This is a genomic window from Kribbella sp. NPDC050241, from assembly GCF_044459685.1.
Classification (GTDB): domain Bacteria; phylum Actinomycetota; class Actinomycetes; order Propionibacteriales; family Kribbellaceae; genus Kribbella.
In genome coordinates, this window is the sequence record NZ_JBITJE010000001.1 from 607982 (window position 1) to 632220 (window position 24239).

Below are 24239 nucleotides of genomic sequence, written 5' to 3' on the forward strand. Positions count from 1 at the left end.
TCTATACGTTCCTGCGCCAGATGTCGCTGATCAGGTCAGGCTTCATGCCGACCGCGGTGTAGAGGGCGACGGCGGGTGTCGGGTTGCTGCTGTCGACGTGGAGGATCGTGCCGGAGCGGCCGGCGGCGGCGTCAACGGCGAACGCGTCGTGCAGCAGGAACTTCGCCAGCCCGCGACCACGCGCCGACGGTACGACGGCCAGTCGACCGACGTACCCGCAGTTGTCGGTGCTCACGAAGTTGTCGTTGCACTCGGTCACGGCCGCCGCCTGTCCGCCGACCTCGACCGCCGTGAGCTGCGACCAGTCGAACGTCGACCGGCTCTCCCGCGACGCGAACCACTCGTCGTACGGCCGTGGATCGGCCCCGGCCTGCCCGCGGAACGCCTCCACCAGTACGGCGTGAGCCGCCCGGCGACTGCGGTCGTCGAAGGCTCCGCGTCGTACCGTCGTGCCTGCCGGCACCGTCGGCGCCGGGACCTCGCCGTCGAAGTCGATGCGCATCCGGTGGATCGACGTGCCGATCGTGAAGCCGTGGGCGGCGACGATCCCCGGCAGCAGTCGGTCCTGACGAATCACGCCGACACTCGCCACGACCTCGCCTGGCGCACCGTGGGACGCCCGTTGCATCGCCCGATCGAGAAGCCATGCGACGATGGCCGGATTCTCACTCAGCACCTCGAGATTCGCCCGGGTCCGGTCGTTGTTCACGGCCGCGGTCGCGGAGCCGGCGAACTCGCCTGCCTCGTCCGTCACCACCCACCCGTCGGTGGCCGGATCGAAACCCGGGTCTCGCAGGTAGTTCGCCACGTCCTCGGAACTGTGCTTCGCGAACCCGATCAATGCACTGGTGTAGGCGCCAGACCGCTCGGCGATCAGGGCGGCGTCCTCCACCCGCATCGGGCGGACGGCGTAGCCGTCAGGCAACATCATGCGGCCCGCACCTCCAACCGCCAGACGTCGATCACCAAAGACGCGGACATGCCGACCGACAGATAGAGGCCGAGGGCGGGCGTCGGGTTGTTCGTGTCCACATGCAGGATCGTCCCGGCCAGCCCGGCCGACGCATCCTGCGCGAACTGATCTCGCAGCAGGAACTTCGCCAGCCCGCGCCCACGGGCCTCCGCGACCACACCCAGCCGCCCGATGTAGTTGCAGTTCTCGTCCTCGAGGAACTGGTCCGTGCACTCCCGGAACGCGACCACCTTGCCGTCCAGCTCGAGCAGTGTGATCTGCGACCAGTCGAACGACGACTGGTTCTCGTGCGACGCGTGCCACTCCTCGAAGGTCCGTGGGCTGAACCCGAACTGGCCCGCGAACGACGAGTTCAGCACGTCCTGGGCCGCCCGTCGGCTCGCCTCGTCCGGAGCACCCCGGCGCACCGTGATCCCGGTCGGTACAGCGGGTGCCTTGACCGGTCCGGCGTGATCGATCCGCATCCGGTGGTACGTCGTACCGGTCGTGAAGCCGTACTCGGCCAGCCGGGCGCGACGGGATGCGTCGGCGCGGTAGACGCCCACGTCCACAGGCACGGAGGCGTGCCCGTACGCAGCCGCGATCTCGGCTGCGCGGCGGGTGAGCTCGCCGAGCAGGTAGGCCTCGACGACCGGCTCGGCGGTGACGACGTAGACGTCGAGCTGGTGGCGATCGCCCTTGCCGTAGATGGTGGCGAAGCCGGCCAGGCGATCGCCGTCGAAGACCAGCCAGCCGTCCGTCGCGGGCTCGAATCCTGGCGCGGTGAGCTCGTCGACGACGTCGTCGAGGGTGAAGTCGGCGAAACCGATCACGGCCGTGTTGCAGGCGGCGACCAGGTCGAAGACCGCTTCCGCGTCCTCCTTGGCCGGTGGTCGGACGGAGTACGTGGCAGGCAGTACGGCGGTCATCCCCACATCGTGGTGAACGACCGCCGTACTGTCGAACCGATTAGGCGTATCAGCAGGCCTTCTCCCACTCGAGGTCACAGCTGGACTGGGTGGTCCGCAAGGTGTTCGGGCTCACCGCGGCGGGCGGTGCCTGGTCGCTCCACGACGCGAGCGTGACGCCGACCGCGTCCTCGATCGACCGCGGGCTGACCAGGTAGTTGTTGCTGATCATCGAGAACACGAGCTTGCGGCCGTCCTGGTTGCTGACGTAGCCGGACAGCGCCGTCACGCCGGTGAGCGAACCGGTCTTGCCGTGCAGGTTGTTCGCGGCCGGGGTGTTCAGCATCCGGCTGCGCAGGGTGCCTCCGACGAAGCGTGCCGGGTTACCCGCGATCGGCAGACCGTCGTACCACTGCTGCCACCAAGGCTCCTTCTGAACGCCGATCAGGATGTCGGTGACGCTGTCCGCCGTCACGTTCACCTTGCGGGACAGGCCGGAGCCGTCGGAGAGCCGGATCCGGCTGGTGTCGACGCCGACGCTCTTGGCGTAGTCGGTGACGACGCCGAGACCCGCGGACCAGCTGCCCTCGGTCTCGACCACGGCACCCATCGCCTTGACCAGCGTCTCGGCGTGCATGTTGTTCGACAGCTTGAGGAACGGCGTCATCAGTTCGCCGACCGTCATCGACTCGTCCCGGGCCAGCCGCCGGGCGGTGGCGGGGGAGGCCGCGTTCTTGATGTGACCGTCGACCCGGATGCCTTCGGCCGCGAGCGCGCGCTCGAACACGTCGGCCGCGTAGAGCTCCGGCTCCCAGACGGTCACCCACTCCTGACCGACCGAGGCGCCGAGCGGAACCGAGCCGGTCACCCGGACGATGTTGGTGCCGTGATCGCGCTCGATGCTGAGCGTGTTCGACGACCCGGCCGCGCCGGTCTTCGCGGTGTTGACCAGCTTGAGTACGCCGTTCCCCGGGACCAGCGTGAGCTTGACGGGTGCACCGACCGCCGCGCCGGGCCGGCTCTCGACGATCGCCGTACCCGAGTCGTAGTCGGTGTTCGGCGCGAGCGTGAGGGCGGAGATCTGGGCCGAGTAGTAGAACGGCTCGTCGTCCCAGGCCCAGCTGTCACCGAGCCGGGCGTGGTCGAAGTAGGTGTCGTCGGCGATCAGGTCGCCGTCCACGCCGCGGACGCCGGCCGCGCGGAGCTGTTTGGCCAGTCCCACGTAGTCGGACTCGAGCGCGGTCGGGTCGCCGTACCCCTTGAGGTAGAGGTCCCCTTGCAACTTCCCGCTGCGGACCGGCGCGGTCGCCAGTACGTCGGTGTGGAAGCGGTACGACGGGCCGAGCGTGTGCATCGCGGCCGTCGACGTGAAGAGCTTGGTGTTCGAGGCGGGCAGCATCCGCTGATCGCCGTTCCGGTCGTACAGCGTCTCGCCGGTCGTCGCGTCCCGGACCACCAGCGCGACCTGCGACCCGTCGTACCGGGCGTCGTTCAGCAGCGTGTCAAGCCGTTGCTGCAACGCCGTTTCTTGCACGCCGGCCGGTGCTCCGGCCGACTGTGTCACCACGCCGCCGACAGCCGCTGCGACAGCGGCGACGGCGGCGACCACCCCGCGCCCCGACACTCTCGGTAAATAGCTCACGAGAACTCCCTCAAACCCAGGCGGAAACCAACAGCGGGAGTCTGTACCCCGGATCGCTCCAGGTCCAGGGATCGGCACAATTCCGCTCTGTCCATCCAGGTGAATCGATGGAAAACTGCTCCGCACAGGAGCCAGCGCGCCGAGCGCGAGCGGGCCGTGGACCATCCGCGGCGACGCCATGCCCGGCGGTCCGTCCGCGGGCTGGGCGCAACCCGGCCGGACCTGGGCACCAGATGTGTATGCGAATGCGGACGGCACCTACACCCTGACTTACACGGCCTGGCACAAGGCGTCCGGGCGGCAGTGCATCGGCGTCGCGACCGCGACCTCACCGCTCGGCCCGTTCAACCCGGTCGGCAGTGCGCCGCTGATCTGCCCGCTCGAACTCGGTGGCGCGATCGACGCGAACACCTTCGTCGCCAATGACGGCACCCGCTACCTGGTCTGGAAGAACGACGGCAACGCCATCGGGCAGCCGTCGACGCTCTGGCTCACCCGGACGGCGAACAACGGTACGACGCTCGCCGGCGGGAACACCGCACTGCTGACGTCCAGCGGGATCATCGAGGCCCCGGACTTGGTGCAACGTGGCAGCCAGTACGTGCTGTTCTTCTCCGGTGGCGGCTACACCGACTGCAACTACCTCACGTCGTACGCGACCGCACCCAGCCTGAGCGGTCCGTGGACCACCGCCTTCCGGCCGCTGATGACGACCGCGACGTTCGACAACCACATCTGCGGGCCTGGAGGCGCGGACTTCGTCGGCGACAAGGTGTTCGTCCACGGGTGGGTGAACGGGTCACGGCACCTGTACGTCGCAGATCTCGGATGGGCGAACGACTACCCGGTCGTCCGGGGCAGCCGGGTCCGGTACGAGGCCGAGCGCGGCGCGCTGAACCATTGCCAGGTCCGCTCGAACGCCGCCGGTGCCTCGGACGGCAAGGTGGTCGCGTACGTCGACTTCGCCGACTCGTGGTGGAGAACTCGGTGTTCGTGCCGGTCGCGGGCGGTTACACCCTGCACGTCGGCTACGCGAACGGCTCCGGCGCCGCCGCCAGCCACGGCCTCGTTGTCAATGGCAACAACCAGGGCTCGGTCAGTTACCCGGTCACCGGCTGGGACAACTGGCAGCAGAGTTCGGTCCAGGTCACGCTCAACGCCGGCTGGAACACCATCCGGCTGACGAAGGGCGACCTCTACACGGAAGTCGACTATCTCGAAGTGCAATAGAGCGCCGCCTTCGGCGGCGGCGGGGGAGAGGGAAGTCGACTGTCTCGAGCTTCAGTAAGCTGCCGGGTCAGGGAATCACCCGGCGGTACCCCGGGTCCGACCCGGGAACCACCCGTCCAGGGCGTGGCGCGGTGCAACTGCGCTGCAGCATGCCTCGTACCCTCGGTACAGCACAGCAGGACGGACGGGGAGCACGAAAGCGGGCCATGGCGAAACCACCTGAGCAGGTCTCGGACCGGCGACGACGGCCGTTCTGGCTCGACCTGCGCCGTACCGGCCGGGGACTGCAGGCGATGCTGCTGGGCGGCCTCCTGTCGCTGATCTCGCTCATCATCACGTTCTGGACGCTGCCGCAGATCAGCAGTGACGGCCGGACGCCCATCCTGCGCCTGGTCCTGCTGCTCGCACTCTTCAGCATCCTGATGCGCTGGGTGCTGGCCGGGGTCGCCATCCTGATCGGGTCGATCGGCGTCCTGGTCGGCGGGTTGCTCTCGCAGTTCGGCGTCGTCTACCTCGGCATCACGGTGGACCCCGGGGTGACCCTGCACGGGGGCGTAGGGGCGCCGCTGCTGGTCGCGGTCGTGATGGCCTCGGTCAGCGCGTTCGTCGGCTGGATCGCGTACGCCGGGAGTGACGACGCGTACGTCGCCGAGGTGATGCGGGTCGTGCACCGGAGGGCGCGGACAATCGAGGCGGCGCCGAAGACCGGGATGCTGATCATCCAGATCGACGGGCTGTCCGCCCCGCTGCTGAACTGGATGGTCCTGGCCGGCAACCTGCCCAACCTGGGCGGCTGGATCCGGGACGGCAAGCATTCGATGGTCGGCTGGCACACCGGCGTACCGGCGACCACTCCGGCCAGCCAGGCCGGCATCCTGCACGGCGGCTCGAAGCACATCCCGGCGTTCCGGTGGTACGAGAAGGAGACCGGACGGGTGATGGTGACCAACCGGGGCCGGGACGCGGCCGAGATCGAGACCCGGATGTCGACCGGGCGCGGTCTGCTCGCCGACGGCGGCGTCAGCATCAGCAACAACTGGTCCGGGGACGCGGACAAGTGCGAGCTGGTCTTCAGCCGGGCCGCGCTGCCGAACAGCCGCAGCCGGGGCTACGTGCGGTTCTTCTCCAGCCCGCAGGGCGCCGCGCGCGGACTGATCCTGTGCTTCGCGGAGATCTTCAAGGAGCTGCACCAGGCCCGGCGCCAGCGGGTTCGCCACCTGGTCCCGCGGGTCAAGCGCGGTGGCGCCTACATCTTCCTGCGCGCGATCACCAACGTTCTGCTCCGCGACCTGAACGTCTCGCTGATCACCGACGAACTGGTCAAGGGCACCCCGGTTATCTACTGCGACTTCGTCGACTACGACGAGGTCGCGCACCACGCCGGGCCGACCCGGGCGGAGTCCCTGCAGACGCTGGAGGGCCTGGATCGGGTGCTCGGTGCGCTGCAGCGGATCATCGACATCCTCCCGCACTCGTACGAGATCGTCGTCCTGTCCGACCACGGCCAGAGCCAGGGCTCGACCTTCCTGCAGCGGTACGGCCGGACCTTGACCGAGGTCGTCGACGACCTGGTCGACACCGCCAAGGAGCCGGTCGCGGCCGTCGGCAAGGCCGAGGGATGGGGACCGGTGAACGCGTTCCTGACCGAGCTGAGTCTGCGCCGGAGCGTGGCCGGTTCGGTCACCCGGAAGGCCCTGCACGGCAAAGCGTCCAGCGGCGGGGTAGAGCTCGGCCCGAAGGACTGCGAGCCGCCGGTCGCCGCCGACGAGCAGATGGTCGTCACGGCGTCGGGCAACCTGGCGCTGCTTTACCTCGCCACCACGCCCGGCCGGGTGCCGCTGGAGGAGATCGAGCTGCTGCACCCCAAGCTGATCCCCGGTCTGGCCACTCACCCCGGCATCGGCTTCGTGGTGGTCGACTCGCTGGCCGAGGGGCCGGTGGCGATCGGCGGCGCGGGGGTTCACGTCCTGCGGACCGGCCGGATCGAGGGCACCGACCCGTTGACGCCGTACGGCGAGCACGCGGCGGCGTCGCTGCTGTGGCAGGCGGAGATGCCGCACAACGGGGACATCGTCGTGATCAGCCGGCTGGACGACTACACCCACGAGGTGGCGGCGTTCGAGGAGCTGGTCGGGTGCCACGGTGGCATCGGCGGCTGGCAGACCGACGCCGTCCTGGTGCACCCGAGTCGTTGGGTGCTGGCTGAGCCTCCCGTAGGCTCCGACGCGGTCCACAGGCTGCTGATCAGCTGGCTGGAGCTCCTGGGCCATCGCAAGGACCTGGACAAGCCGGTCGAGACGAGTGTGGAGGCCTGACGCGTGCGGATCACCTGGTGGGGGCACGCCACCACCACCATCGAGGCGGACGGCACGCGGCTCCTGACCGACCCCGTCCTGACCTCGCGCATCGCGCATCTGCGCCGTCGCCGTGGTCCGGCCCCGCTGCCCGACGCAGGCCGGTGTGACGCCGTACTCGTGTCGCACATGCACTCCGACCATCTACATCTGCCATCGCTGGCGCTGGTCGCGCCGGACGCCGCGCTGGTCGTGCCACGGGGATCGGCGAAGCTGATCCACCAGGACCAGGGCGCCGCCCTGTCGGATCGCTGCATCGAGGTCGCCCCGGGCAACCAGGTGCGGATCGGTTCGCTCGACATCACTGCGGTGACCGCTCACCACGACGGTCGCCGGCTGCCATGGTCGTCGTACGCCGGACCCGCTCTCGGCTACCGCGTGGATAGCTCGCCGAGTGTCTGGTTCGCCGGCGACACGGACCTGTTCGACGGTCTGGCCGCGGAAGCCGGTCCGGTCGACGTGGCCATGGTTCCCGTCGGCGGCTGGGGGCCGTCGCTCGGTGAGGGGCACCTGGATCCGGTTCGCGCCACGGAAGCGGTTCAGCGGGTCGGAGCCACGACGGCGGTGCCGGTACATTTCGGGACGTTCTGGCCGATCGGTTGCGACTGGCTCAAGCCGGAGTTGTTCCTGCCACCGGGGGACAGGTTCAAGACCGCGATGGCCGAGCTGGATCCCGCGGTGCGGGTGGAACTCCTGGTGCCTGGCGAGTCGGCCGAGGTCCGCGGATGAGCGGCGACACGCGCTTCGACCTCTGGTACCTGTTCGCACTCGCGGGAGCCGTTCTGATCGGAGCGGTCCTGCCGGTGCTGCCGACCGGCGCGGCCGTCTCGGCCGGTGCCGTGCTGGCCTCGCACAGCAATCCGATCGGGCTGGTCGGCGTCCTGATCGCCGGTGCCGCCGGTGCGTACGTCGGCGACCTGATCGTGTACGCCGGTTGCCGGTTCGGCGGCGAGCGGCTGGCCAAACGCATCGGCTGGCTGCGCGACAACGCCTCGCTGGACGCACTGCGCGACCGCTTGGACGACCACGAGATAGGTGTGTTGCTGACGTCCCGGCTCATCCCGGGCGGCCGGGTCCCGGTGCTGCTCGCGGCCGGGCTGGCCGGGTACAGCTGGGAGCGGTTCGCGGTCGTGGACCTGGCCGCGTCGTCGATCTGGGCGGCGGTCTACATGGCGATCGGACTCCTCGGTTTCGTCTTGTTCGACGAGCCGTGGCAGGGCGTGCTGGCCGCGATCGTGCTCGTGGTACTGACCACCGTGGCCAGCAGCATGGTCCAGCGAGCGCGTCGTCGGCGCGCGGGGAAGTCAGACTCCGAATGACGCGCTGCGGAGCCGTTCGACCGACTCCGCGTCACCCTCGAGCTGGACGTCGGCCACCTGCTGACGGCCCATGCAGAACAGCACCAGCTCGGCCGCCTCGCCGGTCACGGTCACGGACCCGCGCTCGGTGGGTCGCTTCGCGACGGACGTCGTACCGTCGGGGAGTCTGAGCACCACGCCGCTCGGAGCCTTCCGGAGGAACGACTTCGCGCCGAGCCGGACGCCCTTCCACAGGCCTTCCTGCTGCTCGGCCGGCAGCGTGCGGACCTCGTACGACGGCTGGGCCCGGCGGACGTCCTCGTGGTGCACGAAGTACTCGGTGGTGTTGAGCTGGTGGCCGAGCTTCGGGAACGCGTAGATCGAGGCCCGGGGCGGCCCGTTGCGGACCTTGTCGACGACCTCGGCGAAGCTGTAGCGCCCCTTCGCCCGCGCCATCCGCCGCGCGGTCGTGTCCGACAAGGCCGGAATCATGATGCCGGGTCCCGCCATCGGATCGGCCTCCCGCACGTACAGATGCACGGCGAGATCGTAGGTCGTCCAGCCTTCGCAGAGCGTCGGCTGATCGGGCCCCAGCTCATCGAACAGATCACACAGAGCAAGTCGTTCTACCCGGCTGTAGTCGGTCACGAAGTCGATCGTAGTTGTCTGCACCGAATGGCAGAATGTCATTCGTTGTCATGCTTGTGCCTGGTGTTCGCACCTGACTGCCCTGGAGAGTGTCTTGCAGCCGAAAGTCCCCGACAAGGGAAGTGTGACCCGGCGGGGGCTCGCAGTTCTGCGGGTCGCGATCTGGGAGGAGCCGTGGATCTTCGCCTTCTCCGTGCTCGCCGCCATGCTCTACGGCGCGATGACGGTGGCCATCGGCTGGGCGCTGGGCTGGGCGACCGAACACGTGCTCCGGCCCGCCTTCGAGACCGGTCACACCACCTTCGGTGCGATCGCCTCGCTGATCGGGCTGTTCATCGGGATCGCCATCCTGAACGCGATCGGCGTGGTCGGGCGTCGGCTCGGAGCCGGCGTGATGCAGTTCCGGCTGCAGGCGACGTACCGCCGCCGCGTCACCCGGCAGTACCTGAAGCTTCCGCTCGAGTGGCACCACCAGCACTCGACCGGCATGTTGCTGTCGAACGCCAACGCGGATGTGGAGTCGACCTGGTTCGTGATCGCTCCACTGCCGATGGCGATCGGTGTGATCGCGATGCTGGTGTTCGCGACCGTGGCGATGTTCGCGGCCGACCCCTGGCTCGCGCTCGTCGGCTGCCTGGTGTTCCCGCTGGTGTTCGTGGCGAACGTGATCTTCCAGCGCTACCTCCAGCCGCTCGCCACCCGGGCGCAGCAGCTCCGTGCCGACGTCTCCGAGGTCGCGCACGAGTCGTTCGACGGCGCGCTGGTGGTGAAGACGCTGGGTCGCGAGGCCGCCGAGACCGAGCGCTTCCGGGACCCGACGTACCAGCTCCGGGACGCGAACATCGCGGTGAACAAGGCCCGCGGCGTGTTCGACCCGGTGATCGACGGCCTGCCGCGGCTCGGTGTGCTCGCAGTACTGCTGGTCGGCGTCGTCCGGGTGCAGTCGGGTGGGGCGGACGCGGGTGACGTGGTCCAGGTGGCGTTCCTGTTCACGCTGATCGGCTTCCCGATCCGCGCGCTGGGCTGGGTGCTCGGTGAGCTGCCGCGGTCGGTCGTCGGCTGGGACCGGATCCAGCGGGTGCTGACCGCCGAGGGCGGGATCGAGTACGGCGAGGCGCGGCTGACCTCGACGAAGGCAGCCAGGTTGCAGGTGGCCGGCGTACGGTTCGGGTACCTGCCGGACCGCGACGTACTGGCCGGAGTGGACTTCACCCTCGACCCCGGACGGACCGTCGCCATGGTCGGGCCGACCGGCGCCGGGAAGTCCACGATGACCACGCTGCTGATGCGGCTGGTCGATCCGGAGCAGGGCGCGGTCAAGGTCGACGGGGTCGACGTGCGGGACCTGGCCCGCGACGAGCTGGCCGGGTCGGTCGCGCTGGTGGCGCAGACCGCGTTCCTGTTCGACGACACGATCCGCGGCAACATCACGCTCGGCGGCGACTACAGCGACGAGGACGTCTGGGATGCGCTGCGGATCGCCCAGGGCGACGGCTTCGTGAAGCAGCTGTCGGACGGCCTGGACACCAAGGTCGGCGAGCGCGGTACGACGCTGTCCGGCGGCCAGCGGCAACGCATCGCCCTGGCCCGCGCGCTGGTACGGCGTCCTCGCCTGCTGATCCTGGACGACGCGACCAGCGCTGTCGACCCACAGGTCGAGGCGCGGATCCTGGCCGGGCTGCGGTCCGCCGTACAGGACGCCGACGCGGCGACCACCGTGCTGGTGATCGCGTACCGGAAGGCGACGATCTCGCTCGCGGACGAGGTGCTGTTCCTGGACGAGGGGCGGATCGCGGCGCAGGGGACGCACACCGAACTGCAGGAGACGTCGGCCGCCTACCGGGATCTGGTCGACGCCTACGAGAAGGACGCGGAGCGACGCCAGGAAGAGGCGGATCTGGCCGCGGAGATCGACGATCTGGACTCGGAAGGAGCATCCGCGTGAGTGGGGCAGAAGCCAGCCGGTTGGACCACGGCGATGACGCCGGTGGTCTCGAGACCCTGCGGCAAGGGCTGAAGGTGTCGCCCGAGCTGGCGAACGGGTGGTGGGTCACCGGGATCCTCGCGCTGACCATGACCGCCGGGCGGATCGTCGTACCGATCGCGGTGCAGCAGACGATCGACAAGGGTCTGTCCGGTCCGGGCGGAGCGGACCTGTCGTACGTCGCCTGGATGTGCGTGGTCTGCACACTCGGCATCCTCGTCACGGCCGGAGCGTCGTACCTGACGACCGTGCGGCTCGCGATCAACTCCGAGCACGGGCTGGCGACGATGCGGATCAAGGCGTTCCGCCATGTGCACGACCTGCCGGTGCTGACCCAGAGCACCGAGCGGCGCGGCGCGCTGGTCAGCCGGGTCACGTCGGATGTGGACACGGTGTCGCAGTTCCTGCAGTTCGGCGGGTTCATCTTCCTGGTCAGCATCGGCCAGATGCTGCTCGCGACTGTAGTGATGTTCGTCTACTCCTGGCAGCTCGCGCTGGTGGTGCTGCTGTGCTTCATCCCGCTGTTCGCCAGCCTGAAGTACCTGCAGCGGGCGATGTCGAAGGCGTACGGCATCGTCCGGGCGAAGGTCGGCGAGATGCTGTCCGCGGTCGCCGAGCCGGTGGTCGGCGCGCAGGTGGTCCGCGCGTACGCGATCGAGAAGCGGACGCAGGACCGGATCGACACCTCGATCGAGGACTACCGGAAGCAGGCGACGAAGGCTCAGGCGCTCACGGGGGTGACGTTCTCGATCGGCGGTCTGGCGGCTGGTCTGGCCAACGCCGGTGTCCTGTCGGTCGGTGTGCTGCTGGGTGTCGACAAGCAGGCGACGCTGGGGGAGCTCCTCGCGTTCATGTTCCTGGTGGCGCTGTTCTCCGACCCGGTGCAGATCGCGACGCAGGTGCTGACCGACGCGCAGAGTGCGTTCGCCGGATGGCGGCGGGTGCTCGGGGTGATCGCGACGCCGGCCGACGTGGTCGACCCGGGTGAGTCAGGGGTGAAGCAGCCGCGCGGGCCGATCACGGTCGAGTTCGCGGACGTGGACTTCGCCTACCCCGAAGGCGAGTTGGTACTGCGGGACGTCGGCGTACGGATCGAGCCGCATCGGCGGGTCGCGGTGGTCGGCGAGACCGGGTCGGGGAAGACGACGTTCGCGAAGCTGCTGACCCGGTTGATGGATCCGACGTCGGGTTCCGTGCTGCTGGACGACGTGGACGCGCGGGAGATCTCGTTCGAGTCGCTGCGCGAGCGGGTCGTGATGGTGCCGCAGGACGGCTACCTGTTCGACGCGTCGCTGGCCGAGAACGTGCGGTTCGGCCGGCCGGAGGTCACGGACGCGGAGTTGCTGACGGCATTCGAATCGCTCGGCCTGACGGACTGGCTGGAGTCGCTGCCGGACGGACTGGATTCGCCGGTCGGGCAGCGTGGTGAGTCGCTGTCCGCGGGGGAGCGTCAGTTGGTCGCACTGGTCCGGGCGAACATCGCGGACCCCGACCTGCTGGTGCTCGACGAGGCGACGTCAGCCGTCGACCCCGGCACCGAGGTCCGGGTCAACGCGGCGTTGGAGCGGCTGATGGCCGGGCGTACGTCCGTCACCATCGCGCATAGGTTGTCGACCGCGGAAGCGGCCGACGAGGTGCTGGTCTTCGACAACGGGGAGATCGTGGAGCGCGGCGCGCACGCGGAGCTGGTCGGCGCCGGCGGGGTGTACGAGCGCCTGCACGACAGCTGGATCGCGCAGCGCAGCGTGGCCTGACCAGCTGGGCCTGACCGCTGGGCGAAGGGATGGAGCCGGGACCCGGGAGGGTGGTCCCGGCCGCACCCACGGTCATGCTCAGGAGGTCGGGGCAGCGCCGTTCTGCTGACCGGCTCCCGGCTGCGGCACCAGCAGGAACTCGACACCGCCCTTGTCGTCGACCGCTGCGTCCAGGATCTTGTCGTCCAGGGCGTTCGCGGCGTTCTGCTCCAGGAACACGCGTGCTCCGGCCTCCTCCACCACCTGGTCACCGGGCCGCGGCGCCTCCGTCGTCGTCACCGCGAGCGCCGGATCCGCGGGGTTCTCCTGCGAGATCCGCACCCCGGCCCCCTCCGGCGCGCCCTCGACCCCCGTGATGCTCTTGATCACCAGGGTCGCGTTCTCAGTCAGGGTAAGCACAGCCCACTCCATCCGTAGATTTCACTGAGCCCGCCCCGTGCCCGATCCCCCAGAACGCAAACACCACCCCGTGACTCGCCACCTTGAGCACCCACTACCCACAAATCCACGCCCAACATGGTCGACCCGTGCCCAAAGTCCGCGCGCTCGCCTTTCGAGCGGCGACCTTGGGCACCCACCATCCACGAACTCGCGTCGTGCGTGGTCGAGCCGTGCTCAAGGTCCCGCCGCGGGTGGGTGGTCAGGCGGCGTGCGGGGCGGCGTGCGGGGTGGTCGGAGTGGGGTGGGGGGCGCGCCAGGTGGGGGGTTCGCCGGAGCGCGCCTCGCCGCGGTGGAAGGCTGCTCGAAGCCGGGCGAACAGGTCCGACCTGGGGTCGACCGCATCTTCCCAGCCGAAGTGAACGAGCTCGATGCCCCGGTCGCTCAGCCGCTGGTCGCGTCGATGGCTCCGGCGCAGGAGGCGTCGGCGTTCCGCGGCACTGTCGGCCTCGAACTTCGCGAGTCCATCGGCTTCCGCGACCGTCCGGTACGTCGGCCACCAGAAATCGACCCGCTCAGGCATCCAGGCGACACCGTCGAAGAACTGGGCCTGGAGGACGGGCGCGGGCAGCCCCGCGGCGGCGAACGCGGCTCGCACGATCGACTCCAGCGCCGACTCCGACCTCGGATCGCCGAAGCCGATCGAGGCACGCGCCCGCCCAATGCCGGGCCAACGATGCTGACGTTCGACGACGGCGTCGAGTTCGGCCGGCGTCGTACCGATCGCCAACGCGTGATCGATGCTGACGATCGCCTCGCGAAGCGGCAGCTCCCGCGCTAGGTCGACGACGGTTCTGGCCGCGCTCGTGACCGGCAGGTCCCGGTGTCGCGAGAGATCGGCAGGTGTCAGCCCGGCACGTCGTACGACGATGTCCGGGCGGCGCTGGTTGCGCTTGGCCGCGGGTGGTCTGGTCAGCCACACGGCTCCCTCTGACGGGCCGGACGGCCGCCTGGCGTCAATCCAGGTCCGTACCCCGGCAAGCCGGGCCGCGCTGAAGTGGCTGACGACCGAACCCGGATAGGCGGCCTGAGCACAGACGATCCTCGCGATCTCATCGTCGACGGCTGCGGCGAGGTAGTGCCCGTGGTGGTGTTGTAGATGGCGGTTCCGGAGCAGACGGCGGAGGTCGGCATCATTGAGTCCGAGCCCCAGCAGCATCGATCGGCGCCGAGCCGTCAGCCGAGTCGCCAGCAGTCGCTCACGCACCCCGTCCCCGAGTCGTTCCACCCGACCCAGCCTGCCCTCGCCGTACCTCCGTGTGCACCCGACCTCTCGCTCGTCTGTGGACAACCACCCACTTTGTGCGCGGGGTAGCCGGAATTCGGTGCCGATAGTGGTTGGTGGGTGCTCAAAGTGGGTTTGGTGGGCGCGGCGGGGAAACCAGGGTGCGGACTGTCGGGGGCGTGGTGTGTGATGCGGGTATGGCGATTGTGTTGGGGATGCCGGCGGTTGATGAGCTGGGTGACGTTGTGCGGGCGCTGCGCGGGTGGCAGGACGATGGGGCTCCGATCCAGTTGCATCCGGGTGATCTCGGGTGGTTCTGGCGGTTCGGGGCGGAGCGGACGGCCGCTGCCACCAGGACGTGGAGCCGTGACGGCGAGGTTGTCGCGGCCGGGATGCTCGACGAGCCGGAGCTGATCCGCCTGGCGATCGCGCCGGATCTGCAGCATGACGAGGAGCTCGCACAGCAGTTGGCCGAGGACGTCTCCGCGCCGGAGCGCGGTGTCCTGATCGAGGGCAAGGTGTACGTCGAGGCCCCGATGGGCTCGCTCGTCCAGGACCTACTGTTCAAGGACGGGTGGATGACGGACGACCCGTGGGTGCCGTTGCGTCGCGACCTGAGCGAGCCGGTGCCGGATCCAGGCCTCCGCGTCGACGTGATCGGGGCCGAGGAGGCGCACGAGCGAACTGCCGTGCAGCGGGCGTCGTTCGACGGCTCCACGTTCACCGACGCGCGCTGGCACGCGATGGCCGACGGCGTACCGTACGCCGACGCGCGATGCCTGGTGGGGCGCAACGAGATCGGTGAGTCCGTGGCGGCCGTCACCGTGTGGTCGGCCGGGGAGGGCAGGCCGGGGCTGCTCGAGCCGATGGGGGTGCACCGGCTGCATCGCGGCCGCGGCTACGGCCAGGCCATCACGGTCGCGGCGGCGCGAGCCCTGCAGGACCTGGGCTCGTCCAGCGCGATCGTGTGCACGCCTGGCTTCAACGTCGGAGCCGTCGCCACCTACAAGGCGGCCGGCTTCGAGCAGTTGCCGGACAAGCGCGACCTGTACCGCAACGACTAGGTGGCCACAACGACTAGGCGTACCGCAACGACTAGCCGCCGCAACGACTAGGCGGCCACGTCGTCGGCGGCCCGGAGTACGCGGAGGATGTTGCCCCCGGCAAGCTTTGCCAGTTCGTCGTCGCTCCAGCCGCGGTCGGCCAGGGCGCCGAACAGGGCCGGGTACGACGACACGTCCGGGAGCTCGACCGGGAACTCCGGGCACCCGTCGTAGTCGCCACCGACGCCGATGTGGTCGACTCCGGCCACCTCGCGGACGTGCTCGACGTGCTCGACCACATCGGCCAGAGTGGCGAGCGGCTTGGGCTTGCCGTAGATCTCGGCCAGGCGCTTGCGGGTCTCGGGTTCGTTCGGGTCCAGGCCCTGCTTCTCCGCCGCTTCGCGCGCTCCCGCGACCCAGTCGACGTACGCCTGGGAGACGAAGTACGGGACGAAGGTGACCATGCACACGCCGTCGTTGCGGGCGAGTGTCTCCAGTACGTCGTCCGGTGCGTTCCGCGGTACGTCGCAGACCGCCCGGGACGACGAGTGGCTGAAGATCACCGGCGCGCTGGTCACCCGCAGCGCGTGCCGCATGGTGTCGGGGGAGACATGCGACAGGTCGACCAGCATGCCGATCCGGTTCATCTCCCGGACGACCTCCTCGCCGAAGTCGTTCAGTCCGCCGAGCACGGGCTCGTCGGTCGCGGAGTCGGCCCAGGACACGTTGTTGTTGTGGGTCAGCGTCATGTACCGGACGCCGAGCTCCCGCATCACCCGCAGTACGCCGAGGGACTCGCCGATCGAGTGGCCGCCCTCCATCCCCATCAGTGAGGCGACCCGGCCGGCCTTGATCGCCGCTTCGACGTCGGCGGCGGTCGATGCCAGCTGCAGCGCGTCGGGGAACCGCTCCACCAGCCGGAGCACGAAGTCGAGCTGCTCGAACGTCCGCCGGACCGAGTGCTCGTCCTGCGGGACCCACAGCGACCAGAACTGCGCGCCGACCTGTCCCTCTCGCAGCCGCGGCAGGTCGGTGTGGAGCTGCGGCACCGAACCACTCAGGTCGTGTGCGTCCAGGTCGTAGTCGCACAACTCGTAGAACGCGATCGGCAGGTCGTTGTGCCCGTCGATCACCGGCTGCGCCGTCAGGACGTCCCGAACCCTCGCCTCACTCGATGTCATCTCGCCATCCTGACAGATTCTGCCCGCGGTCAGGCGGCGGCCGTGCATCGGCGACAATGGGTGGGTGAGCATCGACGAGCTGACCTTCGACGCGGCCGGGCTGATCCCGGCAGTGGTGCAGCAATACGACACGCGCGAGGTCCTGATGGTGGGCTGGATGAACGCCGAGGCGGTACGCCGTACCGCGGAGACCGGACGGAGCACGTTCTGGTCCCGCAGCCGGCAGGAGTACTGGGTCAAGGGCGAGACCAGCGGCCATCGTCAGCACGTCAAGCAGATCCTCGTCGACTGCGACGCCGACACCCTGCTGGTGCTGGTCGACCAGGAGGGCCCGGCCTGCCACACCGGGACCCGCAGTTGCTTCGAGCACGGCGAGATCGAGGTCAAGCCGTGAACCAGAGCGTCACCGAGACCACGATCGCGAAGGAAGCCGTGAACAGCCCCAGCCTCGAGACCTTCCGGGAGTACGCCAAGGACCGCCGTGTCATCCCGGTGACGCGCCGGCTGCTGGCGGACGCGGAGACGCCGATCGGTGTCTACGGCAAGCTCGCGGCCGAGCGCACGGGCACGTTCCTGCTCGAGTCCGCCGAGAACGGCGGGGTCTGGTCCCGCTACTCGTTCATCGGCGTCCGCTCCGCCGCGACCCTGACCGAGCGCGACGGCCAGGCCGTCTGGACCGGCAACCCGCCGGTCGGCCTGCCGGAGACCGGCGACCCGTTGCAGGCGCTGCGCGAGACGCTGGAGATCCTGCACACGCCCCGCCTGCCCGACCTGCCTCCGCTGACCGGTGGCATGGTCGGCTTCCTCGGGTACGACGCCGTCCGCCGGCTGGAGCGGTTGCCGGACACAACGACCGACGACCTCGGCCTGCCCGAGCTGACCTTCCTGTTCGCCACCGACCTGGCCGCTCTCGACCACGAGACCGGCGAGATCTGGCTGATCGCGAACGCGGTCAACTGGGACGACTCCGACGAGCGGGTCGACGAGGCGTACGCGGACGCGGTCCGCCGCCTCGACGCGATGGAGGCCGACCTGGCTCAGCCGACGCCGTCGTACGTCGTTCGCGCGGACCGCGGCGCGCAGCCGGATCCGTACCGGCAGCGGTCCAGCGCCGAGTACCGGGAGGCGGTGGAGCACGCCAAGGAGGAGATCCGGGCCGGCGAGGCGTTTCAGATCGTTGTGTCCCAGAGATTCGAGCTGCAGAACACCGCGTCCGCGCTGGACGTCTACCGGGTGCTGCGCCGGTCGAACCCGAGCCCGTACATGTACCTGGTCCGCCTGGACGGCTTCGACATCGTCGGCTCGAGCCCGGAAGCGCTGGTGAAGGTCACCGAGAACAAGGTGATCCTGCACCCGATCGCCGGCACCCGCCGCCGCGGTGCCACCCCGGAGGAGGACCACGCGCTGGAGGAGGAGCTGCGCGCCGACGCCAAGGAGCGCGCCGAGCACCTGATGCTGGTCGACCTCGGCCGCAACGACGTCGGCAAGGTGTGCGCACCGGGCACGGTCGAGGTGGTCGACTTCATGGACGTCCGCCGCTACAGCCACGTGATGCACCTGGAGTCGACGGTCACCGGTCAGCTGGCCGCCGGGCGGACCGCGTTCGACGCGCTCACTGCCGCGTTCCCGGCCGGAACGTTGTCCGGGGCACCGAAGCCGCGGGCGATGGAGATCATCGACAAGCTCGAGGTGACCCGGCGTGGCGTGTACGGCGGCGTGGTCGGCTACCTGGACTTCGCCGGCGACGCGGACACCGCGATCGCGATCCGGACCGCGGTCCTGCGCGGTACGACGGCGTACGTGCAGGCGGGTGCGGGCATCGTCGCCGACTCCGACCCGGCGGCCGAGGACGCGGAGTGCCGGACGAAGGCGGCCGCGGTGCTGAACGCCATCGCCGTCGCGGGAACGTTCAGTGATGTGTGATGAAGCCGCAGCGACTGGTTGACCTGCTGGCTCTGGTCGGGCTCGTCCTGCTCGGGCTGTCGGCGTACCTGACCTGGTCCTCGGCCGATCCGGGCAGCGGGCGGCCGGTCGTGGATTTCAACGGTTACACCGTCACCAAGGCGCCGGTGACGCTCGCGCTGGCGTCGCTCGTCGCCGTTGTCGTCACCAAACTCGCCGGTACGGCGCTCCGGCGCGTGCTGAGCGCTCTGGTGCTGCTGATGGGTGTGGGCGCCATCGGTGTCGCGCTGCAGGTGCGACCGGGCTCGGACGAGCTGGGCAGGATCCGCCCAGAGCTGAGCCAGGCGCTCACCGACCACGTCTCCGTGACCGGAGGTCCGGCCCCGTGGTTCGCCCTGGCCGGCGGGGTGGCACTGGTCGCGGCGGGCCTGATCGCCTTGCTGACAGCGCATCGCTGGCGGCGCGCGACCGCTCGCTACGAGCGTGATCCGGCCGCCACACCCGCCGATCAGTGGAAGGCGATCGACGCGGGAGAGGACCCGACTCTCTGAGCTCGGCGGGCTACCGCCACAATAGGACGGGACGACGACGAGGAGTGGCGCCAACCATGGACAATACGACAGCCGATCAAGCGGTGACGCGGGTGAGCGAGGAGGCTCACGACCTGCACGGCAACAGCCCGGCGGCCTGGACCGCCGTGGTCATCGTGCTGGTCGCGTTCACGCTAGGGGCCATCGCAATGGTGCTCGGCCCGAACTGGCTGCTGTTCTGGATCTCGGTCGCGATCGCCGTACTCGGCGCGCTGACCGGCAAGGTGATGCAACTGCTGGGCTTCGGTGTCCCGGCAGACGGCCACCACTGAGGAGTTGACCGATGACGACTGTGCTTGACGACATTCTCGTGGGGGTTCGGGAAGACCTCGCGGAGCGCCAGGCGCGGGTCAGCCTGGACGATCTCAAACTGGAGGCGCAGCGCAAGCCCGACGCCAAGGACCCGATGCCGGTGTTCCGCGGCGACGGGATCGCGATCATCGCGGAGGTGAAGCGGTCCAGCCCGTCCCGGGGCGAGCTGGCCGAGATCAGCGACCCGGCCGCGCTGGCCGGGGAGTACGAGGGCGGTGGCGCCGCGGCGATCTCGGTGCTGACCGAGAAGCGCCGGTTCAACGGCAGCCTGGACGACCTGCGGGCGGTCCGCGGCCGGGTCGACGTACCGGTACTGCGCAAGGACTTCGTGATCTCGTCGTACCAGCTCTGGGAGGCCCGCGCGGCCGGTGCCGACATGGTGCTGCTGATCGTCGCGGCGCTGGAGCAGGAGGCGCTGGTCTCGCTGATCGAGCGCGCGCACTCGATCGGGTTGTGCCCGCTGGTCGAGGTGCACGACGAGGAGGAGACCCGGCGTGCGGTGGGCGCCGGCGCCCAGCTGATCGGCGTGAACAACCGGAACCTGAAGACCCTCGAGGTCGACCGGGACACCTTCGCCCGGGTCGCGCCGACCATCCCGGCCAACCTGGTCCGGGTGGCGGAGTCCGGGGTTCGTGGTCCGCATGATGTAATCGAGTTCGCGCGCGCCGGGGCCGATGTCGTCCTCGTCGGTGAAACCCTGGTGACCGGCGGCGATCCCCGTGCTTCGGTTGCCGACCTCGTCGCCGCCGGATCGCACCCCGCCATCCAGCAGCGGCACTAGAACCCCCCGCGCCGTAGGCCGGCCGGGGACTTTGGAAGGCTTTACGGATGAGTACTGTGCTGCCCGACCAGCTCGGGCACTTCGGCCGTTTCGGCGGCAGGTTCATGCCGGAGGCGCTGATCGCGCCACTCGACGAGCTGACCCGGGCCTGGCAGGAAGCCATGGCCGACGCGGAGTTCACCGGCGAGTTCGACCGGATGCTGCGTGAGTACGCCGGCGTCCCGAGCCTGCTGTACGACGCGACCCGGTTGTCCGAGGCGGCCGGTGCGCGGATCCTGCTGAAGCGCGAGGATCTGAACCACACCGGTGCACACAAGGTCCGCAACGCGCTCGGCCAGGCGCTGCTGACCAAGCGGATGGGCAAGACCCGCGTGATCGCCGAGACCGGCGCCGGCCAGCACGGTGTCGCGACCGCGACCGCGTGTGCCTACCTCGACCTCGAGTGCGTGGTCTACATGGGCGAGGTCGACACCGAGCGGCAGGCCCTGAACGTGGCCCGGATGAAGCTGCTCGGCGCCGAGGTGATCCCGGTCAAGAGCGGCAGCCGGACATTGAAGGACGCGATCAACGAGGCGCTTCGCGACTGGGTCGCCAGCGTCGACAAGACCCACTACCTCCTTGGTACGGCGGCCGGCGCGCATCCGTTCCCGGCGATGGTGCGCGACTTCGTCCGTGGCATCGGCGACGAGGCGCGGGTCCAGTCGCTCGAACTGCTCGGCAAGCTGCCCGACGCCGCGGTCGCATCGGTCGGCGGTGGATCGAACGCGATCGGCCTGTTCGCCGCGTTCATTCCGGACACCGAGGTGAAGCTGTACGGCATCGAGCCGGGTGGTGACGGGTTCGAGACCGGCCGGCACGCGGCCACGATCAGCGCCGGGCAGGTCGGTGTACTGCATGGTGCGCGGTCGTTCCTGTTGCAGGACGACGACGGACAGACGATCGAGTCGCACTCGATCTCGGCCGGTCTGGACTATCCCGGGGTCGGGCCGGAGCACGCGTGGCTGGCCGAGACCGGGCGGGCGTCGTACCGGCCGATCACGGACGCCGAGGCGATGGAAGCGTTCCGGCTGCTGTCGCGGACCGAGGGCATCATCCCGGCGATCGAGTCGGCGCACGCGGTCGCCGGTGCGCTCGACATCGCCAAGGAACTGGGGCCGGAGGCAACCATTCTGGTGAACCTGTCCGGTCGGGGTGACAAGGACATGGACACCGCGAGCACGTGGTTCGGACTGATCGATGCGCCGGAGGCCGGTCGTGAGTGAAGTGGTTGCCCTGGGCAAGGCCGGGGCCGCGATCCGGAAGGCGAACGCCGAGGGCCGCGGCGCCCTGGTCGCGTACCTGCCGGCCGGTTACCCGTCGTACGACGGTGGGATCGACGCGATCAAGGCGCTGGTCGACGGTGGCGCCGACGTGCTCGAGATCGGTTTCCCGTACAGCGACCCGGTGATGGACGGTGTCACGGTCCAGCGCGCCTCCGAGGCCGCACTGGCCGGTGGGCTGCGGACCCGTGACGTCCTCAGCACGGTGGAGAAGCTCGCGTCGTACTCCGACGTGCCGGTGCTGGTGATGACCTACTGGAACCCGATCGAGCGGTACGGCGTGGACCGGTTCGCCGCCGACTTCGCCGGCGTCGGGGGAGCGGGGCTGATCACGCCCGACCTGATCCCGGACGAGGGCGCGGAGTGGATCGCGGCCGCGGACAAGCAGGACCTGGACAAGGTATTCCTGGTGTCGCCGTCGTCGACCGACGAGCGGATCCGGATGACCACCGCCGCGTGCCGCGGTTTCGTCTACGCGACCGCGGTGATGGGTGTCACCGGGACCCGGGAGAAGCCGTCGGATCTGGCGGCGCCGCTGGTGGCGCGGACGAAGGCGGCCACCGGTGTGCCGGTCGGCGTCGGCCTCGGTGTCTCGAACGCGGACCAGGCCGCCGGAGTAGCGGCGTTCGCGGACGCGGTCATCGTCGGTTCGGCGTTCGTCAAGGTGGTCGAGGCCGGCGAGGGCCCGGCGGGTGTGCGAAGGCTCACGGAGAGCCTGGCCGAGGGTGTCCGCAGGGAACCCAGCACAGCCGCCGGTCGTTAGAACCGCCGTGAGTCGAACCAGGAACGCGGCACTCCTGCTGGCCGCGGTGGCTCTGCTGGCCCTCGCGGGCTGCAGTGGCGGCAAGGAAGAGGCGGACAACCCCGGTGGAGCGGTCATCCGCACCACTCAGAACCCGAACGGTCTGCGCGGGGCGGGCCTGGACCGGCCGTTCTCGATGCCCGCGGCGACCCTGACCGACACCGGCGGGAACCCGTTCAACCTGGTCACCTCGACCAAGAAGCCGGTCACGCTGGTGTTCTTCGGCTACACGAACTGCCCGGACGTCTGCCCGACCGTGATGGCCGATGTGGCGTCCGCGCTGACCAAGCTGGACCAGCCGGTGCGCGACCAGGTCCAGTTGCTGTTCATCACCACCGACCCGGTCCGCGACACCGGGCCGGTGATCCGTAAGTACCTGGACCGGTTCGACCCGTCGTTCGTCGGGCTGTCCGGTTCGCTGACCTCGATCAAGGACATCGCGCAGGCCCTCGGCGTAGCGGTGGAGGGGATGCAGAAGCTTCCCTCCGGCGGCTACGAGGTCGGCCACGGTGCCCAGGTGATCGGCTTCGGCAAGAACGACAAGGCGAACGTGCTGTGGTTGTCGAACGCCGCCATCGGCGACCTGGCGCACGACTTCGGGAAGCTGGTGGAGGACAACCAGTGAGTAAGTGGCGACAGCCGTGGTTCCCCTGGGTCTCCCTGGTGGCACGGCTCGTGCTGGGCGTGGTGATGCTGGTGGCGGGTGCGCTGAAGGTGACCGATCCGGAGACCGCGGCGCAGGCGGTCCGGGCGTACGAGATCCTGCCGAGCGGGCTGGTCTCGCCGGTCGGCTGGGGGCTGCCGTTCCTGGAGATCGCGATCGGGTTGCTGTTGATCGTCGGTTTCGGTGTCCGCGCCGCGGCCGTGGCCGCGGGTGTTTTCATGATCGTGTTCATCGTCGCGGTAGCGTCTGCCTGGGCGCGCGGCCTCGCGATCGACTGCGGCTGCTTCGGCGGCGGCGGACAGATCGCCCCCGGCCAGACGAAGTACCTGCAGGAGATCCTGCGGGATGTCGGCCTGCTGCTGCTCGCGGCCTGGCTGTGGCTGAACCCTGTGAGTAAGTACGCCCTCGAGTCCGACCCATCCACCGAATCGTCCGCCCGGACAGGAGTCACCGCGTCGTGAGCAAGACCAAAGCCCCCGTGAATCCGCTGGTGCAGCAGACCAAGCGGCGGATCTCGCCCGGGATCATCGTGGTGATCGTGCTGGTGCTGGCCCTCGGGGCCGGCGTCGGCGTGCAGTACTGGCGCGGCCACTCCAAGGTCGAGGTGAGCTCGAACGGGCGGCCCGAGCCGACCGTGATCACCGGCCCCGGCCAGGCCGGCAAGGGTGTCACCGTCGGCCAGGCCGGTGCGAAGGCGCACATCGACCTGTACCTCGACTTCCGCTGCCCGCACTGCGCGGAGTTCGAGGAGGCGACCGGCGCGACTGTCGACAAGCTGGTCCAGGACGGCACCGCCACCCTGACCTACTGGCCGCTGGGCTTCGTCAACCCGGACGCCTCGCCGCGGCTCGCCAACGCGTTCGCCGCCGCGGCCGCGAACGGCAAGGCGCTCAGCTTCGCCGACGAGATGTACGGCGACTTCAGCAAGTCCTGGACCACCGACCAGCTGATGGAGCTGGGCAAACAGCTCGGCATCGGCGACGGCACGTTCCAGCAGGCAGTGCAGGACAACACGTACGCCGGCTGGCTCGACAGCGTCTCCAAGGCGTCGGACGACCGCGGCGTGACCGGTACGCCGACCGTCTACGTCAACGACAAGCAGCTCGACGCCGACCAACTGACCGCGGAAGGCCTGCAGAAGGCCGTGGACGCGATCGCGAGCTGACGCACCGAGTCCCCATCGTGACCATGAGTTTCTGGTCGCGGTGGGAC

24 protein-coding genes and 1 pseudogene are annotated in these 24239 nt (G+C 69.5%); 18 read left to right on the forward strand and 7 right to left on the reverse strand.

The window, feature by feature from the left end; all coding sequences use genetic code 11:
- Position 1 precedes the first annotated feature (1 nt).
- Genes ACIBG5_RS02760 through dacB form a run of 3 tightly spaced genes read right to left on the reverse strand, consistent with a single transcriptional unit; the run spans position 2 to position 3502 of the window.
- On the reverse strand, positions 2-931 hold the full coding sequence (locus ACIBG5_RS02760; protein ID WP_396389708.1) for a GNAT family N-acetyltransferase: 930 nt from the start codon (positions 929-931) through the stop codon (positions 2-4).
- Entirely contained in the window at positions 928-1881 is a 954-nt protein-coding gene (locus ACIBG5_RS02765; protein WP_396389709.1) for a GNAT family N-acetyltransferase, read from the reverse strand. Before ACIBG5_RS02765 ends, ACIBG5_RS02760 begins: the two co-directional genes overlap by 4 nt.
- Positions 1882-1930: 49 nt before the next feature.
- Positions 1931-3502 carry a D-alanyl-D-alanine carboxypeptidase/D-alanyl-D-alanine-endopeptidase gene (dacB, locus tag ACIBG5_RS02770; protein ID WP_396389710.1) on the reverse strand — a complete coding sequence of 524 codons (1572 nt, stop codon included), beginning with the start codon at positions 3500-3502 and terminating at the stop codon, positions 1931-1933.
- Positions 3503-3680: 178 nt separating this feature from the next.
- Between dacB and ACIBG5_RS02775 the strand changes: the two are divergent.
- From ACIBG5_RS02775 to ACIBG5_RS02795, 5 genes and pseudogenes are all read left to right on the forward strand, one after another.
- Positions 3681-4211, forward strand: a pseudogene (locus tag ACIBG5_RS02775) (glycoside hydrolase family 43 protein); the annotation flags it as partial.
- 119 nt (positions 4212-4330) lie between these two features.
- Positions 4331-4732, forward strand: coding sequence for a hypothetical protein (locus tag ACIBG5_RS02780; protein ID WP_396390754.1), 402 nt, complete (start codon positions 4331-4333; stop codon positions 4730-4732).
- Between the two features lie 206 nt (positions 4733-4938).
- On the forward strand, positions 4939-7047 hold the full coding sequence (locus ACIBG5_RS02785; protein ID WP_396389711.1) for an alkaline phosphatase family protein: 2109 nt from the start codon (positions 4939-4941) through the stop codon (positions 7045-7047).
- 3 nt (positions 7048-7050) lie between these two features.
- A complete protein-coding gene (locus ACIBG5_RS02790) occupies positions 7051-7815 on the forward strand; it encodes an MBL fold metallo-hydrolase (protein WP_396389712.1) in 765 nt (254 codons plus the stop codon).
- A complete protein-coding gene (locus ACIBG5_RS02795) occupies positions 7812-8405 on the forward strand; it encodes a VTT domain-containing protein (protein ID WP_360452854.1) in 594 nt (197 codons plus the stop codon). The genes ACIBG5_RS02790 and ACIBG5_RS02795 overlap by 4 nt, the downstream gene beginning before the upstream one ends.
- On the opposite strand, the gene ACIBG5_RS02800 is transcribed toward ACIBG5_RS02795, so the two are convergent.
- The gene (locus tag ACIBG5_RS02800) at positions 8391-9032 is read right to left on the reverse strand and encodes a TIGR03085 family metal-binding protein (protein ID WP_396389713.1); all 642 of its coding nucleotides are present in this window, start codon (positions 9030-9032) and stop codon (positions 8391-8393) included. The genes ACIBG5_RS02795 and ACIBG5_RS02800 overlap by 15 nt on opposite strands.
- 94 nt (positions 9033-9126) lie before the next feature.
- Here ACIBG5_RS02800 and ACIBG5_RS02805 point away from each other — a divergent pair, with 94 nt between their 5' ends.
- Together ACIBG5_RS02805 and ACIBG5_RS02810 are read left to right on the forward strand one after the other, a co-directional pair.
- The gene (locus ACIBG5_RS02805; protein ID WP_396389714.1) at positions 9127-10977 is read left to right on the forward strand and encodes an ABC transporter ATP-binding protein; all 1851 of its coding nucleotides are present in this window, start codon (positions 9127-9129) and stop codon (positions 10975-10977) included.
- A complete protein-coding gene (locus ACIBG5_RS02810) occupies positions 10974-12770 on the forward strand; it encodes an ABC transporter ATP-binding protein (RefSeq protein ID WP_396389715.1) in 1797 nt (598 codons plus the stop codon). Before ACIBG5_RS02805 ends, ACIBG5_RS02810 begins: the two co-directional genes overlap by 4 nt.
- A 78-nt stretch (positions 12771-12848) precedes the next feature.
- Here ACIBG5_RS02810 and ACIBG5_RS02815 read toward each other — a convergent pair whose 3' ends face one another.
- A complete protein-coding gene (locus tag ACIBG5_RS02815) occupies positions 12849-13169 on the reverse strand; it encodes a Fe-S cluster assembly protein HesB (RefSeq protein ID WP_131351896.1) in 321 nt (106 codons plus the stop codon).
- 241 nt (positions 13170-13410) lie between these two features.
- Positions 13411-14436 carry a hypothetical protein gene (locus tag ACIBG5_RS02820; protein ID WP_396389716.1) on the reverse strand — a complete coding sequence of 342 codons (1026 nt, stop codon included), beginning with the start codon at positions 14434-14436 and terminating at the stop codon, positions 13411-13413.
- Between the two features lie 194 nt (positions 14437-14630).
- On the opposite strand from ACIBG5_RS02820, the gene ACIBG5_RS02825 reads away from it, so the two are divergent.
- The gene (locus ACIBG5_RS02825) at positions 14631-15497 is read left to right on the forward strand and encodes a GNAT family N-acetyltransferase (protein WP_396389717.1); all 867 of its coding nucleotides are present in this window, start codon (positions 14631-14633) and stop codon (positions 15495-15497) included.
- Between the two features lie 47 nt (positions 15498-15544).
- Here the strand turns inward: ACIBG5_RS02825 and ACIBG5_RS02830 are convergent, their stop codons facing one another.
- Positions 15545-16657: a dipeptidase gene (locus ACIBG5_RS02830; protein ID WP_396389718.1), complete on the reverse strand. Its 1113-nt coding sequence runs from the start codon at positions 16655-16657 to the stop codon at positions 15545-15547.
- A gap of 64 nt (positions 16658-16721) precedes the next feature.
- On the opposite strand from ACIBG5_RS02830, the gene hisI reads away from it, so the two are divergent.
- The 10 genes from hisI to ACIBG5_RS02880 are packed head-to-tail and all read left to right on the forward strand — an operon-like array spanning position 16722 to position 24192.
- The gene (gene hisI, locus ACIBG5_RS02835) at positions 16722-17051 is read left to right on the forward strand and encodes a phosphoribosyl-AMP cyclohydrolase (protein WP_360452871.1); all 330 of its coding nucleotides are present in this window, start codon (positions 16722-16724) and stop codon (positions 17049-17051) included.
- Positions 17048-18580: an anthranilate synthase component I gene (locus ACIBG5_RS02840; protein ID WP_396389719.1), complete on the forward strand. Its 1533-nt coding sequence runs from the start codon at positions 17048-17050 to the stop codon at positions 18578-18580. Before hisI ends, ACIBG5_RS02840 begins: the two co-directional genes overlap by 4 nt.
- Positions 18580-19110 (forward strand): Trp biosynthesis-associated membrane protein, encoded by a 531-nt coding sequence (locus tag ACIBG5_RS02845; protein WP_396389720.1) that lies wholly within the window; start codon positions 18580-18582, stop codon positions 19108-19110. Before ACIBG5_RS02840 ends, ACIBG5_RS02845 begins: the two co-directional genes overlap by 1 nt.
- Before the next feature lie 56 nt (positions 19111-19166).
- A complete protein-coding gene (locus ACIBG5_RS02850; protein WP_360452876.1) occupies positions 19167-19421 on the forward strand; it encodes an HGxxPAAW family protein in 255 nt (84 codons plus the stop codon).
- 11 nt (positions 19422-19432) lie between these two features.
- A complete protein-coding gene (gene trpC / locus ACIBG5_RS02855) occupies positions 19433-20242 on the forward strand; it encodes an indole-3-glycerol phosphate synthase TrpC (RefSeq protein WP_360452878.1) in 810 nt (269 codons plus the stop codon).
- A 47-nt stretch (positions 20243-20289) separates the two neighbouring features.
- Positions 20290-21504, forward strand: coding sequence for a tryptophan synthase subunit beta (gene trpB / locus ACIBG5_RS02860; protein WP_396389721.1), 1215 nt, complete (start codon positions 20290-20292; stop codon positions 21502-21504).
- Entirely contained in the window at positions 21497-22324 is an 828-nt protein-coding gene (gene trpA, locus ACIBG5_RS02865; protein ID WP_396389722.1) for a tryptophan synthase subunit alpha, read from the forward strand. Before trpB ends, trpA begins: the two co-directional genes overlap by 8 nt.
- Positions 22325-22331: 7 nt before the next feature.
- A complete protein-coding gene (locus ACIBG5_RS02870; RefSeq protein WP_396389723.1) occupies positions 22332-22988 on the forward strand; it encodes an SCO family protein in 657 nt (218 codons plus the stop codon).
- Positions 22985-23488, forward strand: a complete 504-nt coding sequence (locus ACIBG5_RS02875) for a MauE/DoxX family redox-associated membrane protein (protein ID WP_396389724.1) — start codon at positions 22985-22987, stop codon at positions 23486-23488. Before ACIBG5_RS02870 ends, ACIBG5_RS02875 begins: the two co-directional genes overlap by 4 nt.
- Complete coding sequence (locus tag ACIBG5_RS02880) at positions 23485-24192, forward strand: DsbA family protein (RefSeq protein ID WP_396389725.1); 708 nt, start codon at positions 23485-23487, stop codon at positions 24190-24192. The genes ACIBG5_RS02875 and ACIBG5_RS02880 overlap by 4 nt, the downstream gene beginning before the upstream one ends.
- Positions 24193-24239: the final 47 nt, after the last annotated feature.